Source organism: Streptomyces sp. NPDC045678 (genome assembly GCF_056432085.1).
The window spans coordinates 397,884-418,350 of sequence record NZ_JBWKJS010000003.1 but is presented as its reverse complement, the minus strand read 5'-3'; the positions used below and the strand labels follow the sequence as shown (position 1 = coordinate 418,350).

The window sequence follows — 20,467 nt, the reverse complement described above, 5'->3', positions numbered from 1 at the left end:
TGGATGTCACACCTGGGTCCGATGGAAGTTGAGGAAGGAACGGGAGGCGGTGGGCCCGCGCTGTCCCTGGTAGCGCGACCCGTACCGCTCCGAGCCGTAGGGCGCCTCGGCGGGCGAGGTGAGCCGGAACATGCAGAGCTGCCCGATCTTCATGCCGGGCCAGAGCTTGATCGGCAGCGTCGCCAGATTCGAGAGCTCAAGGGTCACGTGCCCGCTGAAGCCCGGGTCGATGAACCCGGCGGTGGAGTGCGTGACGAGCCCGAGCCGCCCGAGGCTGGACTTGCCCTCCAGCCGGCTCGCGAGATCGTCGGGCAGGGAGATCACCTCATACGTGGAGGCGAGCACGAACTCCCCGGGGTGGAGGATGAACGGCTCATCACCCTCGGGCTCCACGAGCCGCGTCAGGTCGGCCTGCTCGACGGAGGGGTCGATGTGGGGGTAGCGGTGATTCTCGAACACCCGGAAGTAGCGGTCCAGCCGCACATCGATGCTCGAGGGCTGCACCATGGATTCGTCGTACGGGTCGATCCGCACCCGTCCGGAGTCGATCTCGGTCCGGATGTCCTTGTCTGAGAGAAGCACGCACCGAGGATACGCAGAGCGCGCGGGCCCTCCCCAATCGGACAGGGGTTCCGCGCGCCCGGTATCTCGCTCGTTACTGCTCTCGCCAGCTACCGCGTGCTCGCTACCGCGTGGCGGCTACCGCCTCTGCAAGGTCACCGGCACGGCGTGCCGGAGCCGGGCACAGCGCGGGCAGCGGATGAGCCGGCCAGGACCGAGCCGGTCCGCCTGCTGCATCGGGAACGAAGCGGTGCTGAACACGTGCCCTTCGGCACATCGGACGACGGTGCGCTCCATCAAGTCCTCGAGTCCCTTCCCCAGTCGTAGGTGAGCTCGTACGTACCCGTACCACCCGTACCAACTCGTCTCACGCTCGCCTCCGAGCCGACGACGAAAGGCCACATTACGGTATGAAAGGGACGCTCATCCAGGCGGCACGACCGCGAGCCACGGTACGCCCCAACTCCCTGCGAACGCACGGCGCATCCCCCTCCCGGGCAGCACTCGGGCCCCGCGGCGAGAGCGCCGGGGGCCCGGGATGAGGTAGAGTGTGCGACGTTACGACACCGGTTCATACGGCGTCTTTCGCGGGTGTAGTTTAGTGGTAGAACATCAGCTTCCCAAGCTGAGAGTGCGAGTTCGATTCTCGTCACCCGCTCTTACCGGAACCCCCAGGCCACCGGCCCGGGGGTTCTTTGCTGCCCGGCGCCGCTCGACGCACCCGGCGGCGGGAGGCGGCGGAGCGAAGGGCACCTGATGCGCGCACTCGTCATGATCTCCAAGGCCATACTGACCACACTGGCCACGTGGCTGACCCTGATCCTCCTGATCACGCTCCCCACCCTGCTCCCGCCCCGCTGGGAGTACTACCTGATCTCCCCCGCAAGCGTGGGCCTATGGATGCTCGCCATGCTGACGGCCCCCGCGCTGGCCTGCTGGAAATTCCGTACCTGGATCCGAACGGTCCCGGGCGACACGCGACGCACGGACACCTGACCGCACCCCCCGACAGGCCACACCGGAGGCCAGCCGCAGCATCCGCACTTCAGCGGGCGAGGGCATCCGGGCGCGGATCTCCGAGTCTCCCGATCACTTAATCGAAGGGCCCGACCGTGACCTGAAGGGCCAACTTTCCGTCCTGCTTGTGGATCTGGGCGTCGAGGATGGATGGCTCGGTGTAGCCGTCCTTGAGGTCGACGGCCAAGATGCAGCCGTATTCCTTGGTCATGCACGAGGCGTCTACGCCGGACATCCCGACTGTCGAGACCCCCGGTACCGTCTGGAGCCATGCCCCGATCACTCCTCTTTGGCCGAGGCTCGGCGCACCGGTAACGGGTGCCCCCACATAGACGACTCGCGCCCGGTCGCCGTCGACACGGGTCTTGGATTTCACGGTGAAGTCCGGCGGATGGCCCATGGCTTCAACTGCCCGGAGATTGTCCTGATAGGCCCCATTCTCCTGATCGGGGATCAGTATCGCGGCCGCCACCGAGGCCAGCACTGCCGCACTGATCCACGCGACCCAACGGAATATCCGGCGGCGGGCCGCTACGGGCGTTCCGGCAGGTGCCGTGGGTCGACGCGCCGGACCCGCGGGCGGTATGGCGGGGGGCTGCGCGGGAGCCGTGGGCCAATGGGCCTGGTCTGCGGGCGACGCGTTGGGCGGCGGTGGTGTCCCGGTCGCACGCTCCAACTGGGCCTGCAACTGCTGCATGGTCAGACGCCCGGCCGGTTCCTTGCGAAGCAGGCCCTCCAGCATGGGAGTGAGGGGCCCGGCCTGCACGGCAGGGACAGGGTCCTCGGTCACGACGGCGACCAGCACGGCGCTCGGGGCCGTCCCCGCGAAGGGCGGGTGCCCTTCCACGGCGGTATAGAGAGTGGCCCCCAGTGACCAGAGGTCGGACGCGGCGGTGGCCGGAAGGCCCCGCACCTGCTCCGGGGCCATGAATGCGGGTGTACCCATGATCATGCCGGTGGCCGTGAGGGTGACGTCACCCTCCAGGGCAGCGATCCCGAAGTCGGTCAGGACGGCCCTCCCGTCCTCGAGCAGGATGTTGGCGGGCTTGATGTCCCGATGGGTGATTCCCCTCAGGTGCGCGGCGCTCAGCGCGGCGGCCACCTGTCGCCCGATGTCGGCAACGTGCTGCGGGGACAGGGGACCCTGCCGGTGCAGCAGGTCGTCCAGTGACCCCCCGGTCACCAACTCCATGACGATCCACGGCCGCCCGTCCGCGCCGGTAAGCCGGTCGTAGACGGTCACGATGCCTGGATGCTTCAGCCGCGCGGCCGCCCGTGCCTCGCGTTCCAGCCGGGCGATCCAATTGGCCCGCTCCTCGGCCCCCAGATGCTCGGGCAGGCGCAGCTCTTTCACCGCCACGTGCCGCCCCAACTGCTCGTCGTAGGCACGCCAGACCGCGCCCATCCCGCCTTGACCGAGCAGATCGGTCAATCGGTATCTGTCCGCGAGGAGTTGCCCGTGATCGTCGTCCACGGACGGAGAATAGCCGGGCGGCCCTCGCAGGGCGGGCTGCTGTCCCGACCCCGTGAATCAGCGTTCGGCGTAGCTTCTTTGGAGGGGCAGTATCACCGGCACGGACCTGCGGATCCGCAAGTGGCACGTGATCCTTCCGAAACCGTTGCGGAAGGCCGTCGCGGACTTCGAGGTATCCGTGGCCTGAGGGTCTCGAGCGGCCCGGCTAAGTCCAGGTCAGCTCTGCCTGACCTGAGTGCCAGCAGGCTCTCCGTGAGCATCGCCTCCGTGTGCATCGCCTCCGTATGCACCGCCTACGTGTGCATCGTCGGCGTCGTACGACGGCACCGCGGGTCAGAGGGCTGCCGGGCGGTCCTCGATGTCACGGAGGATTGTGGGGGCGTTCGCGACGGTCGCTCTCGTGCGGTGCTTGGATCTTTTCAGGCGGTGGCGCCACGTGATCCGGGAGCGCTGGGGGTGCCACAGGGCCTGGTAGACCAGTTCGGTGGCGCCGGAGAACGCGTCCATGTACGTGGTGGACACGCCTCCGCCGAACTCCGGGTCCGGGTTGCGCTCCCACTCCCGGTGGCTTTCCAGGTAGATCGCCACGCGCGTCTTGACGTACCAGCCCGAGACCGCGCGCGGCACCCCCGCAGCCATGGCGGCCGACTCGAAGGCGTGCACCGCTGTGCGGAGTTGGGGCCATTCGCTGCCCCCACCGTGGGCCCAGTGCGCCTGTTCGAGTGTCGCCATGGCCTCGCGCGCCGTGGCGCGTGCCCGGCGGCGCTCCGGCCCGGCCGACACGTACTGCGTCACGACGGCACCGACGCTGCCGGCGCCGAGCAGCTGAATCAACGAGGCGAGGTCGGCCATGCACGGAAGGTACAGCGTCTGCCGATTTCACGGACCCCACCGTGTCATGGCGGTCCGCACCGGTGACCGATCATGGGGACCATGGTGTCTAGCATCGTCGTGCAGTACACGGACCTTCTGCGGAACAGCGCCTACGACCTCTGGGTCCGGTTGCGGGAGCTTCTGAAGGAGCAAGGGCTCGATCCGGACCTGACGGTCGTTGTCGACCTCCTGCAGGAAGGGCCCGATCACGAGGACGGGCAGGTCATCTCCGGGGACGGACGGGTCTATCGGTTCACGCTCCACTACGACCAGGCAGCCGAGCACGGAGCGCGTAACGCCCGCCTCGGCAGGTGGGCCGACATCACGGATTCTTGGCGGGACGGCTCGCTGGCCGGCCGGACGGAGGGGGCCTTCGTGTGGAGGGGCGGGCGGGGGCGTCCCTGGCCTCAAGGCCGTGAGCGGTGATGAGGGACAGCGCACGGCGAATTTCCGGGTCCATCTCGTGCCGGCTGTCCTGGCCTTGGCCAATCCTCCGTGGCAGCGCGACGTGTGGCTGGACCCGTCCACGTTCGAGAACCTGGACCACGTCTTCCACACGCTCTACGACGACTTCTGCGACGCCGACGCCCCGGAGAGCTTTCTCGGCACCAGCCTGAGGTCACCGGAAGAGGTCGACCTCATGCGGCAACTCGGTTCCGCTCTCGACGCTGCGACGGCCGAGGCCCCCGGCGACACCGATGAGGAGTACCTCGCCGCGTCCGCGTGGCCGGACGTGGTGAGGGTCGCCGGACGCCTCGCGCAGGTCATGGTCGCCAACGACTTGGCCGAACTCGTCGCGCTGCACGAGCGCGGGACTCCGCACCTCGACGCCGGGCCCGTGCCGGGGTGAACGGAGAGGCATGGAAGTGCACAGATGGCTGCGTACACGGCGCCGTCCTCGACGCGGCCGACGCCACCTTCACTGCCAGAAGATCTCCTCAACGACGATCTGAGGGTCGTCCACACGGCGCATGAAGATGTACCGCAGCCAACCGTGATAGTCGTCGAAGAACAGGACATGCGGGCCCGCCGGGCTGGTGGACCGTGCCGGTTCGACTCGCATGATGTCGGGCAGCTCGGCGTCGGCGTCGACGCCTCGGAAGTATGGGTCCTTCGCCGTCACCAGTTCGGCGCGAGCGGCGTCGACGATCTTCCGGACGTGCTCGGGCAGAGCGTCGCGTGCGGCCTGGGCCTTGAGGGTCCAGTCCATCTGCCACGGCGGTCCCATGAACGCGTCATCACTCACCGGCCGGGCTCCGCGCGCGCAGCCATGTGGCGGATGTTGGACGCCTCTTCCACGAGCTTCCTCGCCTCGGCGAGGTCGGTGGCTTCGGTGGCGCGCGCTTCGAGATCCGTCAGGTGCGCGTCGAGGTGCGGGTCGCGGGCTATGGCGTACTCGCCCCACCAGCGAGCCATGAACGCCGGTACGGGTCCGAGGTCGTACGTGTCGGCGATCGCCCGCTTCCAATGCGCGTCGAAGTCGGCGAGCAGCTGCGGAGCATGCTGGGCGATGGCTTCGCGGAGCGCCTTGGGCGTTCTCTCCGGCATCGGAGGGACGCCGGGTGAGTCGGTAGCAGGGGTGCTCATACTCTGAACCTCCGTCGGCCCTCGCTTTCGGTTCTGGAGCCTACCGCTGTGGCCTCGGCCCTGCGGAGATTCACGCCAGGCCCGTAGCAGTGCCTGGGTCACACCGGTGAGGACCCTCATGCGGATGTTTCTGCCATGCGGGCGAATCAGTGGGAAGAGCCGTGCCGAGTCTGCGACGTTCCCGTGCCGGCGGGGCTCGGTGTGCTGGTGCGCAGCCGGTTCGAGGGGCGGCTCGTGTATCACCCGGAGCACGTACGGGAGCCCGTCGGTCGCTCCGTACAAGAGTCATGGCGTGACGATCAGCCGTGCGCGTGCTGATGGAGTGCCCGTCATCGGAGCCTGCTTCCCCTCCATCGGCCGGCTGTCCCGCCCGGCCCTGCATCGCGAACAGGTTGACTGGCACAAGAAGCGCGCGTTGGAGGATCGGGCGTACCGGCCCGACAGGGACAGGGACATGGTGTGGCCACTCGGCCCGGTCCTCCCGCTGGCCTGGGCCGATCACGAGCCCGAGCAGCCACCCGAGTAGCGATCTCGCATCGGGCGTACGGGGGACAACCCGTAACCCCTGGCGTGTCCCGCAGGTGTTCGAATCGGGAGTTCGTAGCTTCGCAGCGTGACTCAATCCGCTTCGGGTGTTCCCGCGTCCTCCGTCGTCGCCGGCCCCTCCCGGCACACCGCCTTCAAGCGCACCGCACTCGCCTGTGTCGCAGTCGCCGCGGGTGTGGCGCTCTGCGTGCCGGGCTCGTCGAGTGCCGCCTCCGCGCCTCGCACCGGTGCCCCCGCGCCCCGCGCCGGCGTCCCCGTCCAGCTCATCGCGCTCAATGATCTGCACGGGAACCTCGATCCCGTCGAAGGGGCCGCCGGGCGGGTGCAGCGCCGGGGAGGGAAAGAGAGTGTGCAGGCCGGGGGGATGGCGCAGTTGGCGGGGCTTGTCGGCAAGGCTCGGGGCGGGCAGCGGAGGTCGTTGACCGTGGCGGCCGGGGACATGATCGGGGGGAGTCCCCTGTTGTCCGCGCTGTTCCACGACGAGCCGACCGTTCAGGCTCTGGAGCGGCTCGGGCTCGATGTCAGTTCCGTCGGGAATCATGAATTCGACGAGGGGCCCAGGGAACTGGAGCGGATGGCTCGGGGTGGGTGTCATCCGGAGGACGGGTGCGCGCCCGGGGGGAAGTACGACGGGGCCGACTTTCCGTATCTCGCGGCCAATGTGACCCGTGCGGGGGACGGTGAGCCGTTGCTCAAGCCGTACGCGGTCAAGACGCTGGCCGGTGGGCAGCGCATCGGGTTTATCGGGGTCGTCACCAAAGACGCCCCTCAGGCCGTCAACGCCTCCCAAGTGCGTGATCTCGAGTTTCATGACGAGGTTCCTGTCGTGAAGCGGTATTCGGAGGAGCTGCGGCGCGCCGGGGTCGATGCCCAGGTGCTGCTCGTGCACGAAGGCGAGGCCGCCAACGGTGTCGCCGGGCGCGGTGACTGCGACGCCGACGGGCCCGGGTCCCGGCTCCGGGGGCGGATCAAGGGCATCGCCGAGCGGACGCCGAGCGCCGTCGACCTCATCGTCAGCGGGCATTCGCACGACTCGTACGAGTGCACGGTCACCGATCCCGCCGGCGCGCCCCGCTCCGTGACGCAGGCCGATTCCTTTGGGCGGTCCTTCACCGATCTGCGGTTCCGTCTCGGTGCGGACGGTGATGTCGTACGCAAGTCCGTGACCGCCCGGAACCGCGTCGTGCCCGCCGACAGCGCGAAGCAGCCCGCGATGCGCAAGCTCGTCGAGACGTGGCGCGCGCGGTCCGCGAAGGTCGCCGACCGGACCGTCGGGCACATCTCCGCCGACCTGCCGGGCCGGGGGTCGAAGGAGAAGGAGACACCCCTCGGCAGCCTGCTCGCCGACGCGCAGGTGGAGGCCACCCGCGGGGAGCGTGCCGAGCTGGCCCTCCTCAACCCGGGAGGCATGCGTGCCGATCTCGTCCGCAAGGGCGACGGTGCCGTGACCTTCGCCGACGCGTTCCGTACGCAGCCCTTCGGGACGCCGCTGGTGACCATGACGCTCACCGGGGAGCAGCTGCTCGCCGTACTCAAGGAGCAGTTCTCCGGTGCCAATGCCGACGAGCCGCGGTTCCTGCAGCTGTCCTCCGCGCTGAAGTACTCGGTCGACATGGGGCGCTCCGGTGCGGCGCGGCTGCTGACCGAGACCGTGCAGGTGACGGGGGAGCGGGTGCGGGCCGACAGGAAGTACCGGGTGACCGTCAACGACTTCCTCGCCAACGGGGGCAACGGCTTCTCCACCTTCACCGAGGGGACGGAGCGCGACGGTGGCTCGGTGACCGACCTCGACGCGCTGGTGCACTACCTGGAGAACAACTCCGCGCCGGACGCTCCCCTCGACCCGCCCGCCCCGGGCCGGATCACCTTCCTCGCCGGGTAGCCGAAGGCACGGCATGAGAGCAGGGCACAAGCGCACGGCACAAGCACACGGCACAGGCGGCACGGGACAGGCGGCACGGCACAGCACGGCACAGCACGTCATCGCGCACCTCCCGTCATATTCATCGGCGACTTTCATCCCTCTCCCGGCGGGCCGGACTCCGATAGGCTCGGTACGTGACGGCCTCCCAGCCCAACGCCCACCGGACCGACGCCCACCGGCCCGACGCCGACCACCCCGCCGTCGGCCGGGCCTTCACGGGTCCGTACGCCGTCGTCGCCGTCGCGTCGTCCGCGGGCGGCATCCAGGGGCTGAGCGAACTCCTGGGGGCGCTGGGTCCGGAGTTGCCCGTGCCGGTGCTCGTGGTCCAGCACCTCGACCCGAGGCACCGGACCGTGATCGCCGACGTCCTCAACCGGCGTACGGATCTCCCGGTCAAACTCGCGGAGGCCGGGGAGAAGCCGGTCCCCGGCACCGTCCACATCGCGCCACCCGGGCGCCACCTGCTCATCGGCGCGGACGGGGACCTGACGCTCTCCGACGCCGAGCTGGTCCACTTCGTACGCCCCTCCGCCGACCTCCTCTTCGAATCGGTCGCCGCGTTCTACGGGCCGCGTGCCATCGCATGCGTGCTGACCGGGACCGGCGTGGACGGGGCGATGGGCGTGGAAGCCGTGCATTCGCGGGGCGGGACCGTGATCGTCGAGGATCCGCGGACCGCGGACTTCTCCGGTATGCCCCAGGCGGCCTTGAATACGGGCGTGGTGGATTTCGTGCTACCTCTTGAGGAGATCGCGGCGGTCGTCCGCGGACTTCTCGACGCCACGGGGCAGTGATGAACGAATCTCGCAAAGAACCGCGCCACGAGCCTCGGAAGGAATCCCGCAAAGAGCCTCGCCCCGAGGGTCGGCAGGAGGGCCGTGGAGAAGGGCGTCAGGAGGGACGGCCCGAGGGGCGTCAGGAGGGACGGCCGGATTCGTCGAAAGGCGAGACCAACGAAGCCCTCGAGGAGCTGCTGCTCTTCATCAGGGAGGCGCGCGGGTTCGACTTCACCGGTTACAAGCGTTCCACCCTGGGACGCCGTATCCACAAGCGGATGTACGACGTCGGCATCGACTCGTACCAGGACTACCAGGACCTCCTGGAGACGAGCGCCGACGAATTCAGCGCTCTGTTCAACACGATCCTGATCAACGTCACCTCTTTCTTCCGGGACCCGGAAGCCTGGACCTTCCTGCAGCGCGAGGTCGTCCCCGAACTGATCGCGGACCTTACGCCCGACCAGGAGATCCGGGTGTGGAGCGCCGGCTGCTCCAGCGGCGAGGAGGCGTACTCGCTGGCCATCATGTTCGCGGAGGCGCTGGGCCTGGAGGAGTGTCTGCGCCGCGTCAAGATCTACGCCACGGACGTGGACGAGGAGGCGCTGCGCGAGGCCAGGTCGGGGCTGTATCCGCTGAAGTCGCTGGAGCCGCTCTCCCCGGAGCTGCGGGACAAGTACTTCGAGCCGAACGGCGCGCAGCTCAGCTTCCGCGCCGATCTGCGCCGCCGGGTGATCTTCGGGCGGCACGACATCACCCGTGACGCCCCGATCTCCCGGCTCGACCTGCTGATCTGCCGGAACACGCTGATGTACTTCAACGTCGAGGCGCAGACGCAGATCGTCGACCGTTTCCACTTCGCCCTGCGCCAGGGCGGGTTCCTCTTCCTCGGCAAGGCCGAGATGCTCCTGAACGACGCCGAGCGTTTCGAGGTGGCGGACATGCGGCAACGCGTCTTCCGTCGGCGTACAGGCGAGGCGGGTCTGCCCTATCAGCCCGCGCCCCTGAAGATCAGGAGCAGTTCGGGCCTCGAACTGCACTCCGTGGCGCGCACCCGGCAGCTGCGTGACCTGGTCCTCGACGCCGGGCCGATCCCGTGGATCGCGATCGACGGCGACGGCGCCGTCGTGGTGATCAACAGTCAGGCGAGGATCCAGTTCGGGCTGAGCTCCAACGACGTGGGCCGTCCCTTCCAGGACCTGGAGATCTCCTACCGGCCGGTCGAGCTGCGCTCCCTCATCGACCAGGCCACGCACGAGCGCCGGACCCTGCGGGTCAACCGGGTGGAGCGGCGGGCCGGCGAGGAGATCCAATACCTCGACATCCTCATCCAGCCGCTCTCCGGGCCCAACGGCCTGCACGTGGCGACCATGATCTCCTTCACCGACGTCACCGTGGCCACAAAGCTGAAGGCCGAGGTCAAGCGCGTACGCGAGGACCTGGAGACGGCGTACGAGGAACTCCAGTCGACTAACGAGGAGTTGGAGACGACCAACGAGGAACTCCAGTCCAGCATCGAGGAGTTGGAGACCACCAACGAAGAGCTCCAGTCCACGAACGAGGAGCTGGAGACCACGAACGAGGAACTCCAGTCCGGCAACGAGGAACTGGAGACCATGAATGACGAGATGCGCATCCGCACCGAGGAGCTCGACGAGGCCAGGGCGTTCCTGGAGGCCGTGCTCACGAGCATCGCGGCGGGCGTGGTGGTGCTGGACAGCAAGCTGAGGGTCAAGAGCTGGAACCGGGGCGCCGTCGACCTGTGGGGTCTGCGCAGCGACGAAGTCGTCGACCAGGTCTTCTTCGACCTGGACTTCGGGCTGCCGACGGAAGAGCTGAGGCCCCTGGTGCAGCAGTGTCTCCAGAGCCGTCAGCGCACCGGGCCGATGCCCGTGCACGCCCTGAGCCGGATCGGGAGGCCCATCACGTGTGACATCTTCTGCTCCCCGTTCGACGGGCACAACGGCGGTGTGGTCCTCATGATGGAAGAGAGCCGCATTCCCTCCTCCGACTGACGCCGCGGGCGTACGCTTCGGATATGGAGCCGCAGGGGTACGACGAAGCCCTCGGTCTGGCCGCGACCGCACAAGGGCGTGCCGACCGGGCGCTCGAGCGGGCGGAGCGGGCCGCGGCCGCGGCCGCACGGCACGAACGTCTCGCGTCGTCCGATCCCGATCCCGACGGCGCCGAGCTGCACGCGCAGATCGCCGACACGCACCGGCGGACGGCGGCCTGCCACCGCTCCTCCGCCGCCCTGCACGGCGCCTTCGCGGACCGCACGTCGGCGTGGGTCCGGGGCAGAGGGACCCGGCCCCGCTTCATGACCGGCGTGGCGGACGCGCTGGGCACGAACAGCGCCGCGATCACCCTGGTCGACTCCGCCCAGAACCAGCTGGCGGTCGCGGTGTCCGACGAATCCGCCCTGACGGCCCAGGACTTGGAGTTCGTCCTCGGCGAGGGCCCGTGCCGCGACGCGGCGTACGAGCGTCGCCCGGTCCATTCGGCGGGTGGGCAGATCGAGCGGCGCTGGCCCGGGTACGGCCCCGCGCTCACCTCCATGGGCTTCACGTCGGTGCTCGCCGTCCCCCTGGAGACGCAGGGCGGCTGCTTCGGTTCCCTCGCGGTGTTCGACCCGCGCACGGGCCTCCTGGGCTCCACGGACCTGGCCGAGGTCACGGCCGCCCTCACCCGCATCGTGCTGCTCGGGCCGGACGCCGACCCGGAGCTGTACGGAGGCACCGACCACAGGGAGACCGTCCAGCAGGCGGCGGGCGTCCTCTCCGTGCGGGTCGGCTGCGGCATCGCCGACGCACTGGCACTGATCAAGGCCCGGGCATTCGCCGACGAGACGACGACCGCTGCCATCGCCCGGCGGATCCTGAACCGAGACCCGTATCTCTAAATTTCATGAGGAGCTCGGCATGACGCCCCAACAGCAGCTGGCCGACGTGTTCGTGGCCCTGGCCGGCAGCGCGACGGAAGGCTCACCGGACGTACCCGAAACCCTCGCGATTCTGGCGTACCGCAGCCCGACCCTGCTCCGGGTGCGCGCGGCGTCCGTGGTGTACACGCCGGGCGGGCGGGAGAAGGCGCAGGCGAGCGGTTCCGATCCCGATGTGACCCGCCTGGAGCGCGAGGCGCTCTCCTGGCAGGAGGGCCCCGGCCACTGCCCGCCCGGCACCGACGCGCACCTCATGGCGCCCCTGCCCCTCGCCGGTGCCCCGACGAGGCACCGCTGGCCCCGCTACACCCCGGGCGCCCTGGCGCTGGGCCACACCCACGTCAGCGCTCTCCCTCTGCAGGTGCCCACCCGCACGCTCGGGGCGCTCGTCCTCTTCTCCGACCAAGGGGACGTCCCCTCACCCGAGGCGCGGGCGCTTGGCCGGTCCCTCGCGGACTTCACCGCTGTCACGCTGCACCGCGCGCAGGAGGCCGAGCAGGGCCGGACGCTCACCAGCCAGCTGGAGCGGGCCCTGACCAGCCGCGTCCTCATCGAGCAGGCGAAGGGCGTGCTCGCGACGCGCAGGTCGCTGACGATGGACGACGCCTTCGACGCGCTGCGGTCGCACGCGCGGTCCCAGCGGCGACTGCTGAACGACGTGGCGCGCGAGGTGATCGACGGGGAGGCGGATCCGACGCTGACCGATCCCACCGACCGGGGTCCGCAGGGGCACGGCAGCGGGACGTGAGCGGTACGGCAGTGGAACGTGAGCGGTGCCGGTCAGAGTGGTGTGTGTCAGCAAGTCAGCAGGTGGGGCGCTGGTTCTCAGAGACGCTGTGCTCGGAGACCGGAGAGCCGTAGCGCCCCGCTGCACCATCACTCCCGGGGGAATTCCCATGCGTACGTTCCGCAGCCGCGCCGCCGTTCTCGGCCGCTCCACCGTTCTCGCCGCGACCGGCGCCGCCGTGCTCGCCCTCTCCCTCACCGCCTGCGGGAGCGGCTCCGACACGAAGGCCGCGGAGCCCGCGGGGGCGACGGTGGCGGGCGGTGAGACCACGGTCTCCGTCGGCGCGTCCCACGACGTCGAGGCCGCGGGCGCCACCATCGCCGCCAAGCCCGGCGGGAAGCGGGCCGCCGCGGCCGACGCGCCCGTCTGCACCACCAAGGACGTCGCCATCAGCGCCGCGCGCCACGGCGGCCCGCCCTACACCCACATCGTCCTGACCGCGAAGAACACGTCGGGCCACAGCTGCAAGATGACCGGCTTCCCGGAGATCCAGTTCCTGGAGAGCCACAAGCAGGACGTGCCGGCCGTCGCCAAGAGCAAGCCCGCGTCCCCCGTCGTCCTGAAGGCGGGCGCCCCCGCGTACGCGCTGGTCAGGGTGTCGGACGGCGGCGTCGACGAGAACAACGAGCCCGTCTCGGCCTTCCAGGTGACGCTCCAGGGCGGCGGCGGCATGGCTGCCGTCAGGGCCCCGGGCAGCGGCGGCATCGCGGTCGACCCGGCGAAGGCGCTGACCGGCTACTGGACGTACGAGCTGCGCAACGGCGCGGACGACTTCTAGTCGACTTCTAGTCGGCGTCTCGTCGGCTTCTAGTCGACTTCTAGTCGGCCCGTCCTCGGAGCTGGCGGTCAGCGGGTGCGGATGTGCCACATGGAGAGCTCGTCGTCGTGTGCGCGGAGGTGGGCCACGGCTTCCTCCAACGTACGGAGCTCGGTCAGCTCGTAGAAGAGGAACAGCGGCGCGAAGAGGCTCGCGTAGCCGAAGGGGGCTCCCCTGGGGGCTACGCAGGCGCTCGCGCCCGCGTCGAGGAACGCGTCGACGAGCTCCGGGTCGCCGGTGTCGCAGCCGGTGAGGATGACGACGCTGCCGGGGAGGCTGACGTGGGCGCGCACCTCGGCCGGCCCCATCGCGCCGTTGAACGGCTGGAACCGGGCCATCTCCGGGGCGAGTTCGGGGATGAGGATGCGGCCTTCGTCGCCGTGGCAGGCGATGATCACGTAGGGGGCGACGGGGGCGGGGCCGGTGACGGTGACGGTGACGGTGGCGGTGGCGGTGGCGCGACCGGAGCCGCCCAGGGCCGCGACGAGGTGGCGGGGCTGGCCCACCGGTACGTAGGTGACCTGGACGCCAAAGACTTCGAGGGCGTCCCGCAGCGCGCGGGCGCCGCCCTCCTCGACGTCGAGCAGGTCGACCCGGGTCCACGCGAGCCGCCCGGCCTGCACCTCGCGGATGCGGGACGGGCGTTGGGTCGCGAGCCACTGGGCTTCGGTCGCCGTCGTGGGCTCGGGGTCGGGCTCGGGGTCGGCGTCGAGGGCGGGCTCGGCATCGGCATCGGGGTCGGCATCGGGGTCCGGCTCGGCATCGGGGTCCGGCTCGACGTCGGGGTCCGGCTCGGCATCGGGGGCGGGGTCGGCGTCGGGGTCCGGCTCGGCGTCGGGGGCGCGCTCGGCAACGGGGTCCGGCTCGGCGTCGGGGGCGCGCTCGGCAACGGGGTCCGGCTCGGCGTCGGGGGCGCGCTCGGCAACGGGGTCGGACTCGGTCGTGTCGGCCATGGCCCGCCTCAGTCTCCCGAGTCGCCCGCGTCGCCGGAGTTGCTCCCGCTGCTGATGCCGCCCCGGCCGCTCTTCTTCCTCGCGGCGGTGACCACTTCCGTGGTGACCAGCGTCGCCTCCGCCACGCCGTGGACCCAGCGCGGACCGCCCCGGGCCGCCCAGATGACCGCTCCCAGCCCGGCGGCCACGACCGTCATGACGATGCTCAGCAGCACGATCATCATCGGCATCCCCCTGTCTCTGTCGTGGGAGACGCGCGTTTCCCGGACGGGGTTCCCCGACCTGCGTACCGGGAAGCCGTGCCCGCGGGATGCCGCCGAAGACTCCGCCGCCCGCCATGGCGACGTTCCACAGGGTGACCAGCATGGCCTGGGCCGCGTCCACCGCGCCGGCCGCGTCCACCGCACCGCCCGCCGCGGTCTGGAGGAGCGTGGGAGTGCCGCCGCCGTCCTCTCCCTGGAGGGCCTCGCGGACGCGGCGCGCCGTAACGTGGGCGCTCGGCGAGAGCGCCTACGCCGAGGCGTTCGCGCGGGGCGTCGCGCTGCCCCCGGAGCGCCTCCCGCCCGCCTGAGCGCGGGCTCCCGCCCCACTCCGCCCCGCCCTGTCGCACAGACCTTCGACTCGGCCCCACTCGCACCCGTACAGTGTCAAGATCCCGCATTCCACCCGGCCTGCGGGGCTGGAGATCCGCTGTGGATCCACCAAGGGGGGCCTGACATGGCACTGTTCGGAAACGCGCACACCGTAGACCCGATGAAGGCGCAGAACGAGTACGCGCGTCTGCTCGGGCACGGCGAGCAGGTGCACGCCGCGTACACGCTGATACGCGACACCATGCTGTTCACGGACCGTCGACTGATCATGGTCGACAAGCAGGGGATCACCGGCAAGAAGGTCGAGTACCACTCGGTGCCGTACCGCAGCATCACGCACTTCGCCGTGGAGACGGCCGGCCACTTCGACCTCGACGCGGAGCTGAAGATCTGGGTCTCCGGCAATCCGACGCCGATGCAGAAGACGTTCACGAAGGGCGTCGACATCTACGAGGTCCAGGCCATCCTGACCCAGTTCGTGGCCCGCTGACCGCCGACCCGGTTCGTGGCCCGCTGACGGGTCATCCGTAGGACCCGTCCCCGCAGACCTTCGGCCACCACGCGTAGACCAAAGTCCGATGAGCGCGCCCCGCGCTCATCGGCATGCTCGGGATCACCGGACGGCGGCGGTTGGGGCCGCCGCCGGTTCGGGATCACGGGAGGCGCTGTGCGGGACGACGTCGGTGGGATCAGTCGGGGGCGGTTTCTGGTGGGGGGTGCGGCGGTGGGGGCCGCGGTCGCCAGCGGGGCGCCGGCGGGGGCCGGGGAGGCCGCCGCCGCCACCGGTACGGGTGCGGCGGCCGTCGACGGGGCGAACGCCCGGCGGGGGCTGCGGTATCGCGGGGTCTGTTACGAGGTGGGGGACGGGGGCGGGCCCGCCACCGCGTGGAGTGCGGAACGCATGCGGCGTGATCTGCGCGCCGTCCGGCATCAGCTGCACGCCAACTCCGTCTCCGTATACGGCACCGGCGTCGAGCGCCTCGCCGCCACCGCCTCCGAGGCCGCCGAGCGCGGGCTGCACGTCTGGCTCCAGCCGCGCCTCGCCGACGTGCCCGAGCGGGACATCCTCGACCATCTCGCCGAGATCGGCCGGCACGCCGAACGCATGCGGCGCCAAGGGGCTCGTGTGTACCTCAGCGTCGGGTGCGAGTTCGTGCTGTTCGTGCCCGGGATCGTGCCGGGTGACGACGCGCTGGAGCGGGTCCAGAACATCCTCAAGGGAAATTACGATCCGCAGCGGATGGTCCGGGAGCTGCGACGCTTCGTCGGGCTCGCCGCGAAGACCGGGCGACGCGTCTTCCGAGGGCCCCTCACCTACGGTGCCGCCCACGACGACGACGTCGACTGGTCCCTCTTCGACGTCGTCAGCGTGAATTACTACGGCTACCACGGCAACACGCGCAGTTACGTCAAGGACCTCTCCCCGCACACCCGTTGGGGCAAGCCCGTCGCCATCACGGAGTGCGGCTCCTGCACGTACGAAGGGGCTCCGCAGGACGGCGGCATGGGCTGGTACGAATCCATCGACTACACGGCGGATCCTCCGGAGGTCACCGGCGACCTCAAGCGCAGTGAGCGCGCGCAGGCCGCCTATCTCTCCGACGTCTTCGACGTCTTCGAGTCCATGAACCTGCACGCCGCGCTGGTCTACCAGTTCGTCAGCCCCGAGCTGCCGCACCGGCCCGACTCGCCTCGTCACGATCTCGACGTGGCCAGTTACGGCCTCACCAAGGCGCTCCGCAAGCGCCCCGACGACCCCGAGTCCCCCTGGCACTGGGAGCCGAAGGAGTCCTTCCACGCGCTGGCCCACCGCTTCGCGCGGTCGGAGCGCCGGTAACCGCACTGCTTGGCGCACGGAGGGCTTCCCTCCCCGTCGCCCATGTGTTTGCCTGAGGGCCATTTCGGCTGTCTGGGGCGGGAGTTGCCGCATGCGGAAGCGGAAGCGCGGTCTGTGGAGCGCGGGGGTGCTCGCCGGGCTGCTGTTGCTCGGCGCCTGCGGGGACCCCGGGTCCGGGGACGCGGCACCGGCCGACCTCCCCGACGCGACGGGTCGCGCGGCGCCTTCCGAGCCGTCGGCGCCGCCGTCTCCCACCACGCGGCAGCGGGCCGCCAGGGACGCGCCGGACGCCCCGGACGCGCCGGATGCCTCGGATGCCCCGGACGAGCCCGCGCCCAAGGTTCTCTACCTCGGCGACTCCCTCGCCATGGAGAACCAGGACGTCCTGGGCGCGCAGCTCAAGGACCGCCTCGGTGCGCGGTACCGCAGCGCGCCCTACTCGGGAACGACCCTCTGCGACTACCTCGACGGCACGGGCGACGACTCCCTCGTCCCCGACAAGGACAAGGCCGCCGCCCTCGTGCGGGCGCAGCGGCCCGACTACGTCGTCCTCCAGTTCTGGGGCAACGCGTGGGGCTACACGCCGTGCATGGACGGCATCACGTACGACAAGCAGCGCGAGAAGTACTTCGACCGGTACGCGGCGGACGCGCGGCGGCTCGCCTCGCAGATCCGGGGCGCGGGGGGTGGGCGCGTGCGGGTCGTGTGGGTCCTCCAGGGCCCCGACCCGATCACGCCCGACCGCGTGCGGCGCGTCAACGCGATCTACGAGGCGCAGGCCCGCGCCTCGGGTGGCCTCGTCGCCGACGCGGGCAAGGCGGTGGCGCCGGGCGCGGACCGGTACACATGGGTGGAGAAGCTCCCTTGCACGGCGTACGAGCGTGAGCACTCCGCGTACTGCACGGAGCCGGGTGCGGGGCTCACGGCTCTCCACCGCGACAAGGACTACCTGCACTTCTGTCTGGCGCCCACCACGGCCAAGTCCCGGCCCTGCCCGGTGCGTTCGCCGGGCATCCGGCGGCTGACCTCGGTGATCACCGAGAGGATTCGTGCAGATCTCCGCTGACGGTGGCGGCCACGAAACGCGTGAACGCGGCTTCCGTGACGGTGAAGGCGGGGCCTTGGGGGTTCTTGCTGTCGCGGATGGCGACGGTTCCGTTGCACTGGGCTTGGGCGAGTTCTATGCATTCGCCGCCGCTGGATCCGCTGTACGTCGACTTACGCCATGTGGCGCCACTGAGGGGGGCGCACTCGATGCAGTCGCCGCCTCCGCTGCCGCTATAGGACGACTTACGCCACTGCACCTTCGCCAGACTCTGGTTGAACTCCATAGCGCTCCTCCATTACGCGGGCGATCAGCACCGCCGTGTCCTCCACGGAGAGCGCAGCGGCCTGCAAGCGAGCGTAACCGAACGAACGCTCCCTGATCACTTTGCGAATTGGCGGTCATGTGCGCGACGTCGTAGCTCTCGGCATAGAACAGGTCTGGGTCGCCATCGAAAGTCAGGAGGTTGAAGGACCCGCGTGTCGCACAGTGTTGGCCCGTTGAGAAGGGCAGCACCTGAATCTGCGCCCATCTGTGATCATGGAAGCTCAACAAGTGGTTGAGCTGGTCCCGCATGATGTCCCGGCCGCCCACCTCCCGGTACAGCGCGGCCTCGTCGAGGATCACCCACAGCGCAGGCGGGGTGGCCCTCGCCAGTACGCGCTGGCGCTCAAGTCGTGCCGCCACCAGCTCATCGAGGTTCTCCGGACGTTCGGTTCCGAGCACTGCCCTGGCATACGGCTCCGTCTGCAACAAGCCGTACACCACCTGGGCCTGGTACGTGGAGATGAAGCTCGCCCGCGCCTCCATCTCCGCGTACGCCTGGAACCAGGAGGGCAACTGGCTCCGCAGCACCAGGCCCACCAGCCGCGAGAAGTGACCGTCCGTGCCCAGCGCCGCGTCCACCCGCTCGGAGAAGTCCCTCGTCGGCACCCTCCTCGTCGTCTCGACCTGGCCGATCAGGGACGCCGTGACGAAGACGCACGAACCCAGCTGCGACTGGCTGAGGCCCGCCGCCTCGCGCAGGCGGCGCAGTTCCGAGCCGTAGTAGTCCAAGGGGGACGCACTGGGGTCGAGGTCGCGAAGTTTGACCATGTAGCTCAGCGTAGTCATCCGTACGCACACAGGTGACCTGAATCACAGAACTGGTCACGTCACCCGTTCGGCCCCGCCCCACTCGCTGCCCCCCGGTGCGCGTCACACGCTGTGAGCCCCGTCCCCGACAGAAGAAGGGGTGGACCATGAGTACGTCGCACGAGCCCCACCACAAGCACGCCGCCGTCGAGTCCCCGTGGGCGTCCGGCGGGACGATGTTCGCCGGTGTCCTGATGATGGTGAACGGCATTCTCGGGATCTTCGAGGGCATCGCAGGCATCGCGAAGGACGACGTCTACGAACGCATCGGGGACTACGTCTACAAGTTCAACCTGACCACGTGGGGCTGGATCCATCTGGTGCTCGGCATCCTCGTGGCCGTGGTCGGCTGGGGGATCCTGAAGGGTGCGAGCTGGGCCAAGGCGACCGGCGTCGCCCTCGCCGCGCTGGCCATCGTGGCGCAGTTCCTGTGGCTGCCGTACACGCCGGTCTGGGCGCTGATCTCGATCGCGATCGGCGTCTTCGTGATCTGGGCGCTCTGCAACGACCGTTCCGACGTCGCGGGCCCCTGAAGTCGGTGGTCCGCACGGTACCTTCGGTGGGCCCGTACCGGATGGGCACCGGGGCCGCCCGGTTTTTAGCGGAGTGTGGCGGTTCCGGGCCGGGAGTAAAGGGCGCTCCGCTGCGCTGCGCGTCGGCTGCGCCGATTCCGCTGCGCTCCACCCTTGACTCCCGCCCCTGCACCGCACGCAGACCTTGACCCGGACGGCCAGGGGTGGGGGCGACGGGGCCGCTGGGATGGGTCATCCCCTCTCGCTGCCGGGTGCGGACCGGTCCAACGTGAGTCGCCCCCACCGCAGACGCGCGGCCTCGCCGCTCGGGTCATCGGCTATCGCTGCCGGGTGCGGCCCGTCCCAACGTGAGTCGTCCTCACGGTTCGGGGTGGGTCACCCGCTCTCGCTGCCGAGTGCGGACCGGTCCAACGTGGGCGGGAGCGATGGTCGATGTGCTGTTGCTGCCCTCGGCCGGGGCCGCCCCCTCCCGGCACCTACTTTGGGAAAGTTGCGAACGCATTCACCGCGCGCCCCCTGCCAAGCCCCACGCGCCCCCTCGCATGCGGGCTTGCCCCGTCGAACGCGCGAGATGGGGTGGTGGGCGGGAAGGAGACGGCCGGCTCGGGCCACCCCCTCCGGCACCTACTTCCGGAAAGTTGCGAACGCATTCGCCGCACGCCCCCCGGCCAGCCGCAATGCGCCCCTGCTGTGCCGGTTTGCTGTGTCAGATGCGCGAGATCCGTGACGTGGATGGCGGCGCGCGGGAGGTGAGAGGGGGCGCGCGAGGGAACGGTTCGCAACTTTCCGGAAGTAGGTGCCGGAGGGGGGCGGGTCCGGTGGCACTTCGACCGTGGCGATCGCCGCACACACACCCAGCCGTCCCCGGTGCCCCACCCGGCCCCCAACCGTGAGACCGACTCACCTTGGACCGATCCGCACCCGGCAGCGAAAGGAGATGGTGCGAGCAGCGGGACCGCCGCGCGCCTGCGGTGGGGGCGACCCACGATGGACCGGACCGCACCCGGCAACGAGAGCCGATGACCCACCCCGAACCGTGGGGACGACTCACGTTGGGCCGGTCCGCACC

Annotated in this window: 22 protein-coding genes, 1 tRNA gene and 2 pseudogenes; 15 read left to right on the top strand and 10 right to left on the bottom strand. The window is 70.0% G+C overall.

Annotated elements, in window-relative coordinates; genetic code table 11:
- Nucleotides 1–6: 6 nt before the first annotated feature.
- Nucleotides 7–582 carry a dCTP deaminase gene (gene dcd / locus AC07DO_RS12855; protein WP_479059161.1) on the bottom strand — a complete coding sequence of 192 codons (576 nt, stop codon included), beginning with the start codon at nt 580–582 and terminating at the stop codon, nt 7–9.
- Between the two features lie 566 nt (nt 583–1,148).
- Here dcd and AC07DO_RS12850 point away from each other — a divergent pair.
- Both AC07DO_RS12850 and AC07DO_RS12845 read left to right on the top strand, forming a co-directional pair.
- Nucleotides 1,149–1,219, top strand: a tRNA-Gly gene (locus AC07DO_RS12850).
- A 98-nt stretch (nt 1,220–1,317) separates the two neighbouring features.
- Nucleotides 1,318–1,557 carry a hypothetical protein gene (locus AC07DO_RS12845; protein WP_479059160.1) on the top strand — a complete coding sequence of 80 codons (240 nt, stop codon included), beginning with the start codon at nt 1,318–1,320 and terminating at the stop codon, nt 1,555–1,557.
- Between the two features lie 97 nt (nt 1,558–1,654).
- On the opposite strand, the gene AC07DO_RS12840 is transcribed toward AC07DO_RS12845, so the two are convergent.
- Together AC07DO_RS12840 and AC07DO_RS12835 are read right to left on the bottom strand one after the other, a co-directional pair.
- The gene (locus tag AC07DO_RS12840; RefSeq protein ID WP_479059158.1) at nt 1,655–3,052 is read right to left on the bottom strand and encodes a serine/threonine-protein kinase; all 1,398 of its coding nucleotides are present in this window, start codon (nt 3,050–3,052) and stop codon (nt 1,655–1,657) included.
- A 333-nt stretch (nt 3,053–3,385) separates the two neighbouring features.
- On the bottom strand, nt 3,386–3,904 hold the full coding sequence (locus AC07DO_RS12835; RefSeq protein WP_479059157.1) for a hypothetical protein: 519 nt from the start codon (nt 3,902–3,904) through the stop codon (nt 3,386–3,388).
- An 81-nt stretch (nt 3,905–3,985) separates the two neighbouring features.
- Between AC07DO_RS12835 and AC07DO_RS12830 the strand changes: the two genes are divergently transcribed.
- On the top strand, nt 3,986–4,351 hold the full coding sequence (locus AC07DO_RS12830; RefSeq protein WP_479059155.1) for a hypothetical protein: 366 nt from the start codon (nt 3,986–3,988) through the stop codon (nt 4,349–4,351).
- The gene (locus AC07DO_RS12825) at nt 4,341–4,775 is read left to right on the top strand and encodes an SCO4402 family protein (RefSeq protein WP_479059154.1); all 435 of its coding nucleotides are present in this window, start codon (nt 4,341–4,343) and stop codon (nt 4,773–4,775) included. The genes AC07DO_RS12830 and AC07DO_RS12825 overlap by 11 nt, the downstream gene beginning before the upstream one ends.
- Before the next feature lie 69 nt (nt 4,776–4,844).
- On the opposite strand, the gene AC07DO_RS12820 is transcribed toward AC07DO_RS12825, so the two are convergent.
- Nucleotides 4,845–5,171, bottom strand: a complete 327-nt coding sequence (locus tag AC07DO_RS12820; protein WP_479059152.1) for a hypothetical protein — start codon at nt 5,169–5,171, stop codon at nt 4,845–4,847.
- Nucleotides 5,168–5,512, bottom strand: coding sequence for a DUF6247 family protein (locus tag AC07DO_RS12815; protein WP_479059150.1), 345 nt, complete (start codon nt 5,510–5,512; stop codon nt 5,168–5,170). The genes AC07DO_RS12820 and AC07DO_RS12815 overlap by 4 nt, the downstream gene beginning before the upstream one ends.
- Nucleotides 5,513–5,804: 292 nt before the next feature.
- Between AC07DO_RS12815 and AC07DO_RS12810 the strand changes: the two genes are divergently transcribed.
- The 7 genes from AC07DO_RS12810 (at nt 5,805) to AC07DO_RS12780 (ending at nt 13,264) form a co-directional block, all read left to right on the top strand.
- Nucleotides 5,805–6,038 carry a hypothetical protein gene (locus tag AC07DO_RS12810; RefSeq protein ID WP_479059148.1) on the top strand — a complete coding sequence of 78 codons (234 nt, stop codon included), beginning with the start codon at nt 5,805–5,807 and terminating at the stop codon, nt 6,036–6,038.
- A gap of 87 nt (nt 6,039–6,125) precedes the next feature.
- Nucleotides 6,126–7,940: a bifunctional metallophosphatase/5'-nucleotidase gene (locus AC07DO_RS12805; protein ID WP_479059146.1), complete on the top strand. Its 1,815-nt coding sequence runs from the start codon at nt 6,126–6,128 to the stop codon at nt 7,938–7,940.
- 176 nt (nt 7,941–8,116) lie between these two features.
- A complete protein-coding gene (locus tag AC07DO_RS12800) occupies nt 8,117–8,776 on the top strand; it encodes a chemotaxis protein CheB (protein ID WP_479059144.1) in 660 nt (219 codons plus the stop codon).
- Nucleotides 8,776–10,773: a CheR family methyltransferase gene (locus AC07DO_RS12795; protein WP_479059143.1), complete on the top strand. Its 1,998-nt coding sequence runs from the start codon at nt 8,776–8,778 to the stop codon at nt 10,771–10,773. The genes AC07DO_RS12800 and AC07DO_RS12795 overlap by 1 nt, the downstream gene beginning before the upstream one ends.
- A 23-nt stretch (nt 10,774–10,796) precedes the next feature.
- Nucleotides 10,797–11,660, top strand: a complete 864-nt coding sequence (locus AC07DO_RS12790) for a GAF domain-containing protein (protein ID WP_479059141.1) — start codon at nt 10,797–10,799, stop codon at nt 11,658–11,660.
- A 19-nt stretch (nt 11,661–11,679) separates the two neighbouring features.
- Nucleotides 11,680–12,447 carry an ANTAR domain-containing response regulator gene (locus tag AC07DO_RS12785; protein WP_479059139.1) on the top strand — a complete coding sequence of 256 codons (768 nt, stop codon included), beginning with the start codon at nt 11,680–11,682 and terminating at the stop codon, nt 12,445–12,447.
- A 148-nt stretch (nt 12,448–12,595) separates the two neighbouring features.
- A complete protein-coding gene (locus AC07DO_RS12780) occupies nt 12,596–13,264 on the top strand; it encodes a DUF4232 domain-containing protein (RefSeq protein ID WP_479059138.1) in 669 nt (222 codons plus the stop codon).
- Nucleotides 13,265–13,332: 68 nt separating this feature from the next.
- Here AC07DO_RS12780 and AC07DO_RS12775 read toward each other — a convergent pair whose 3' ends face one another.
- The 3 genes and pseudogenes from AC07DO_RS12775 to AC07DO_RS12765 form a co-directional block, all read right to left on the bottom strand.
- Nucleotides 13,333–14,256, bottom strand: a complete 924-nt coding sequence (locus AC07DO_RS12775) for a hypothetical protein (RefSeq protein ID WP_479059136.1) — start codon at nt 14,254–14,256, stop codon at nt 13,333–13,335.
- An 8-nt stretch (nt 14,257–14,264) separates the two neighbouring features.
- Complete coding sequence (locus AC07DO_RS12770) at nt 14,265–14,486, bottom strand: hypothetical protein (RefSeq protein WP_479059134.1); 222 nt, start codon at nt 14,484–14,486, stop codon at nt 14,265–14,267.
- A 79-nt stretch (nt 14,487–14,565) separates the two neighbouring features.
- Nucleotides 14,566–14,730, bottom strand: a pseudogene (locus AC07DO_RS12765) (MFS transporter); the annotation flags it as partial.
- Between the two features lie 243 nt (nt 14,731–14,973).
- Between AC07DO_RS12765 and AC07DO_RS12760 the strand changes: the two are divergent.
- The 3 genes from AC07DO_RS12760 to AC07DO_RS12750 all read left to right on the top strand — a co-directional run bounded on the left by AC07DO_RS12760 (nt 14,974) and on the right by AC07DO_RS12750 (nt 17,752).
- Complete coding sequence (locus tag AC07DO_RS12760; RefSeq protein WP_268772424.1) at nt 14,974–15,339, top strand: PH domain-containing protein; 366 nt, start codon at nt 14,974–14,976, stop codon at nt 15,337–15,339.
- A gap of 234 nt (nt 15,340–15,573) precedes the next feature.
- On the top strand, nt 15,574–16,686 hold the full coding sequence (locus AC07DO_RS12755; RefSeq protein ID WP_479059132.1) for an abortive phage infection protein: 1,113 nt from the start codon (nt 15,574–15,576) through the stop codon (nt 16,684–16,686).
- A gap of 91 nt (nt 16,687–16,777) precedes the next feature.
- Complete coding sequence (locus AC07DO_RS12750) at nt 16,778–17,752, top strand: SGNH/GDSL hydrolase family protein (RefSeq protein WP_479059130.1); 975 nt, start codon at nt 16,778–16,780, stop codon at nt 17,750–17,752.
- Here the strand turns inward: AC07DO_RS12750 and AC07DO_RS12745 are convergent.
- Together AC07DO_RS12745 and AC07DO_RS12740 are read right to left on the bottom strand one after the other, a co-directional pair.
- Nucleotides 17,721–18,017: a DUF397 domain-containing protein gene (locus AC07DO_RS12745; RefSeq protein WP_479059128.1), complete on the bottom strand. Its 297-nt coding sequence runs from the start codon at nt 18,015–18,017 to the stop codon at nt 17,721–17,723. The two genes, AC07DO_RS12750 and AC07DO_RS12745, sit on opposite strands and share 32 nt — an antisense overlap.
- Nucleotides 17,977–18,826 (bottom strand): annotated as a pseudogene (locus AC07DO_RS12740) (helix-turn-helix domain-containing protein). Before AC07DO_RS12740 ends, AC07DO_RS12745 begins: the two are co-directional and overlap by 41 nt.
- Before the next feature lie 146 nt (nt 18,827–18,972).
- On the opposite strand from AC07DO_RS12740, the gene AC07DO_RS12735 reads away from it, so the two are divergent.
- On the top strand, nt 18,973–19,398 hold the full coding sequence (locus AC07DO_RS12735) for a DUF7144 family membrane protein (RefSeq protein WP_479059126.1): 426 nt from the start codon (nt 18,973–18,975) through the stop codon (nt 19,396–19,398).
- The last annotated feature ends 1,069 nt before the right edge of the window (nt 19,399–20,467 follow it).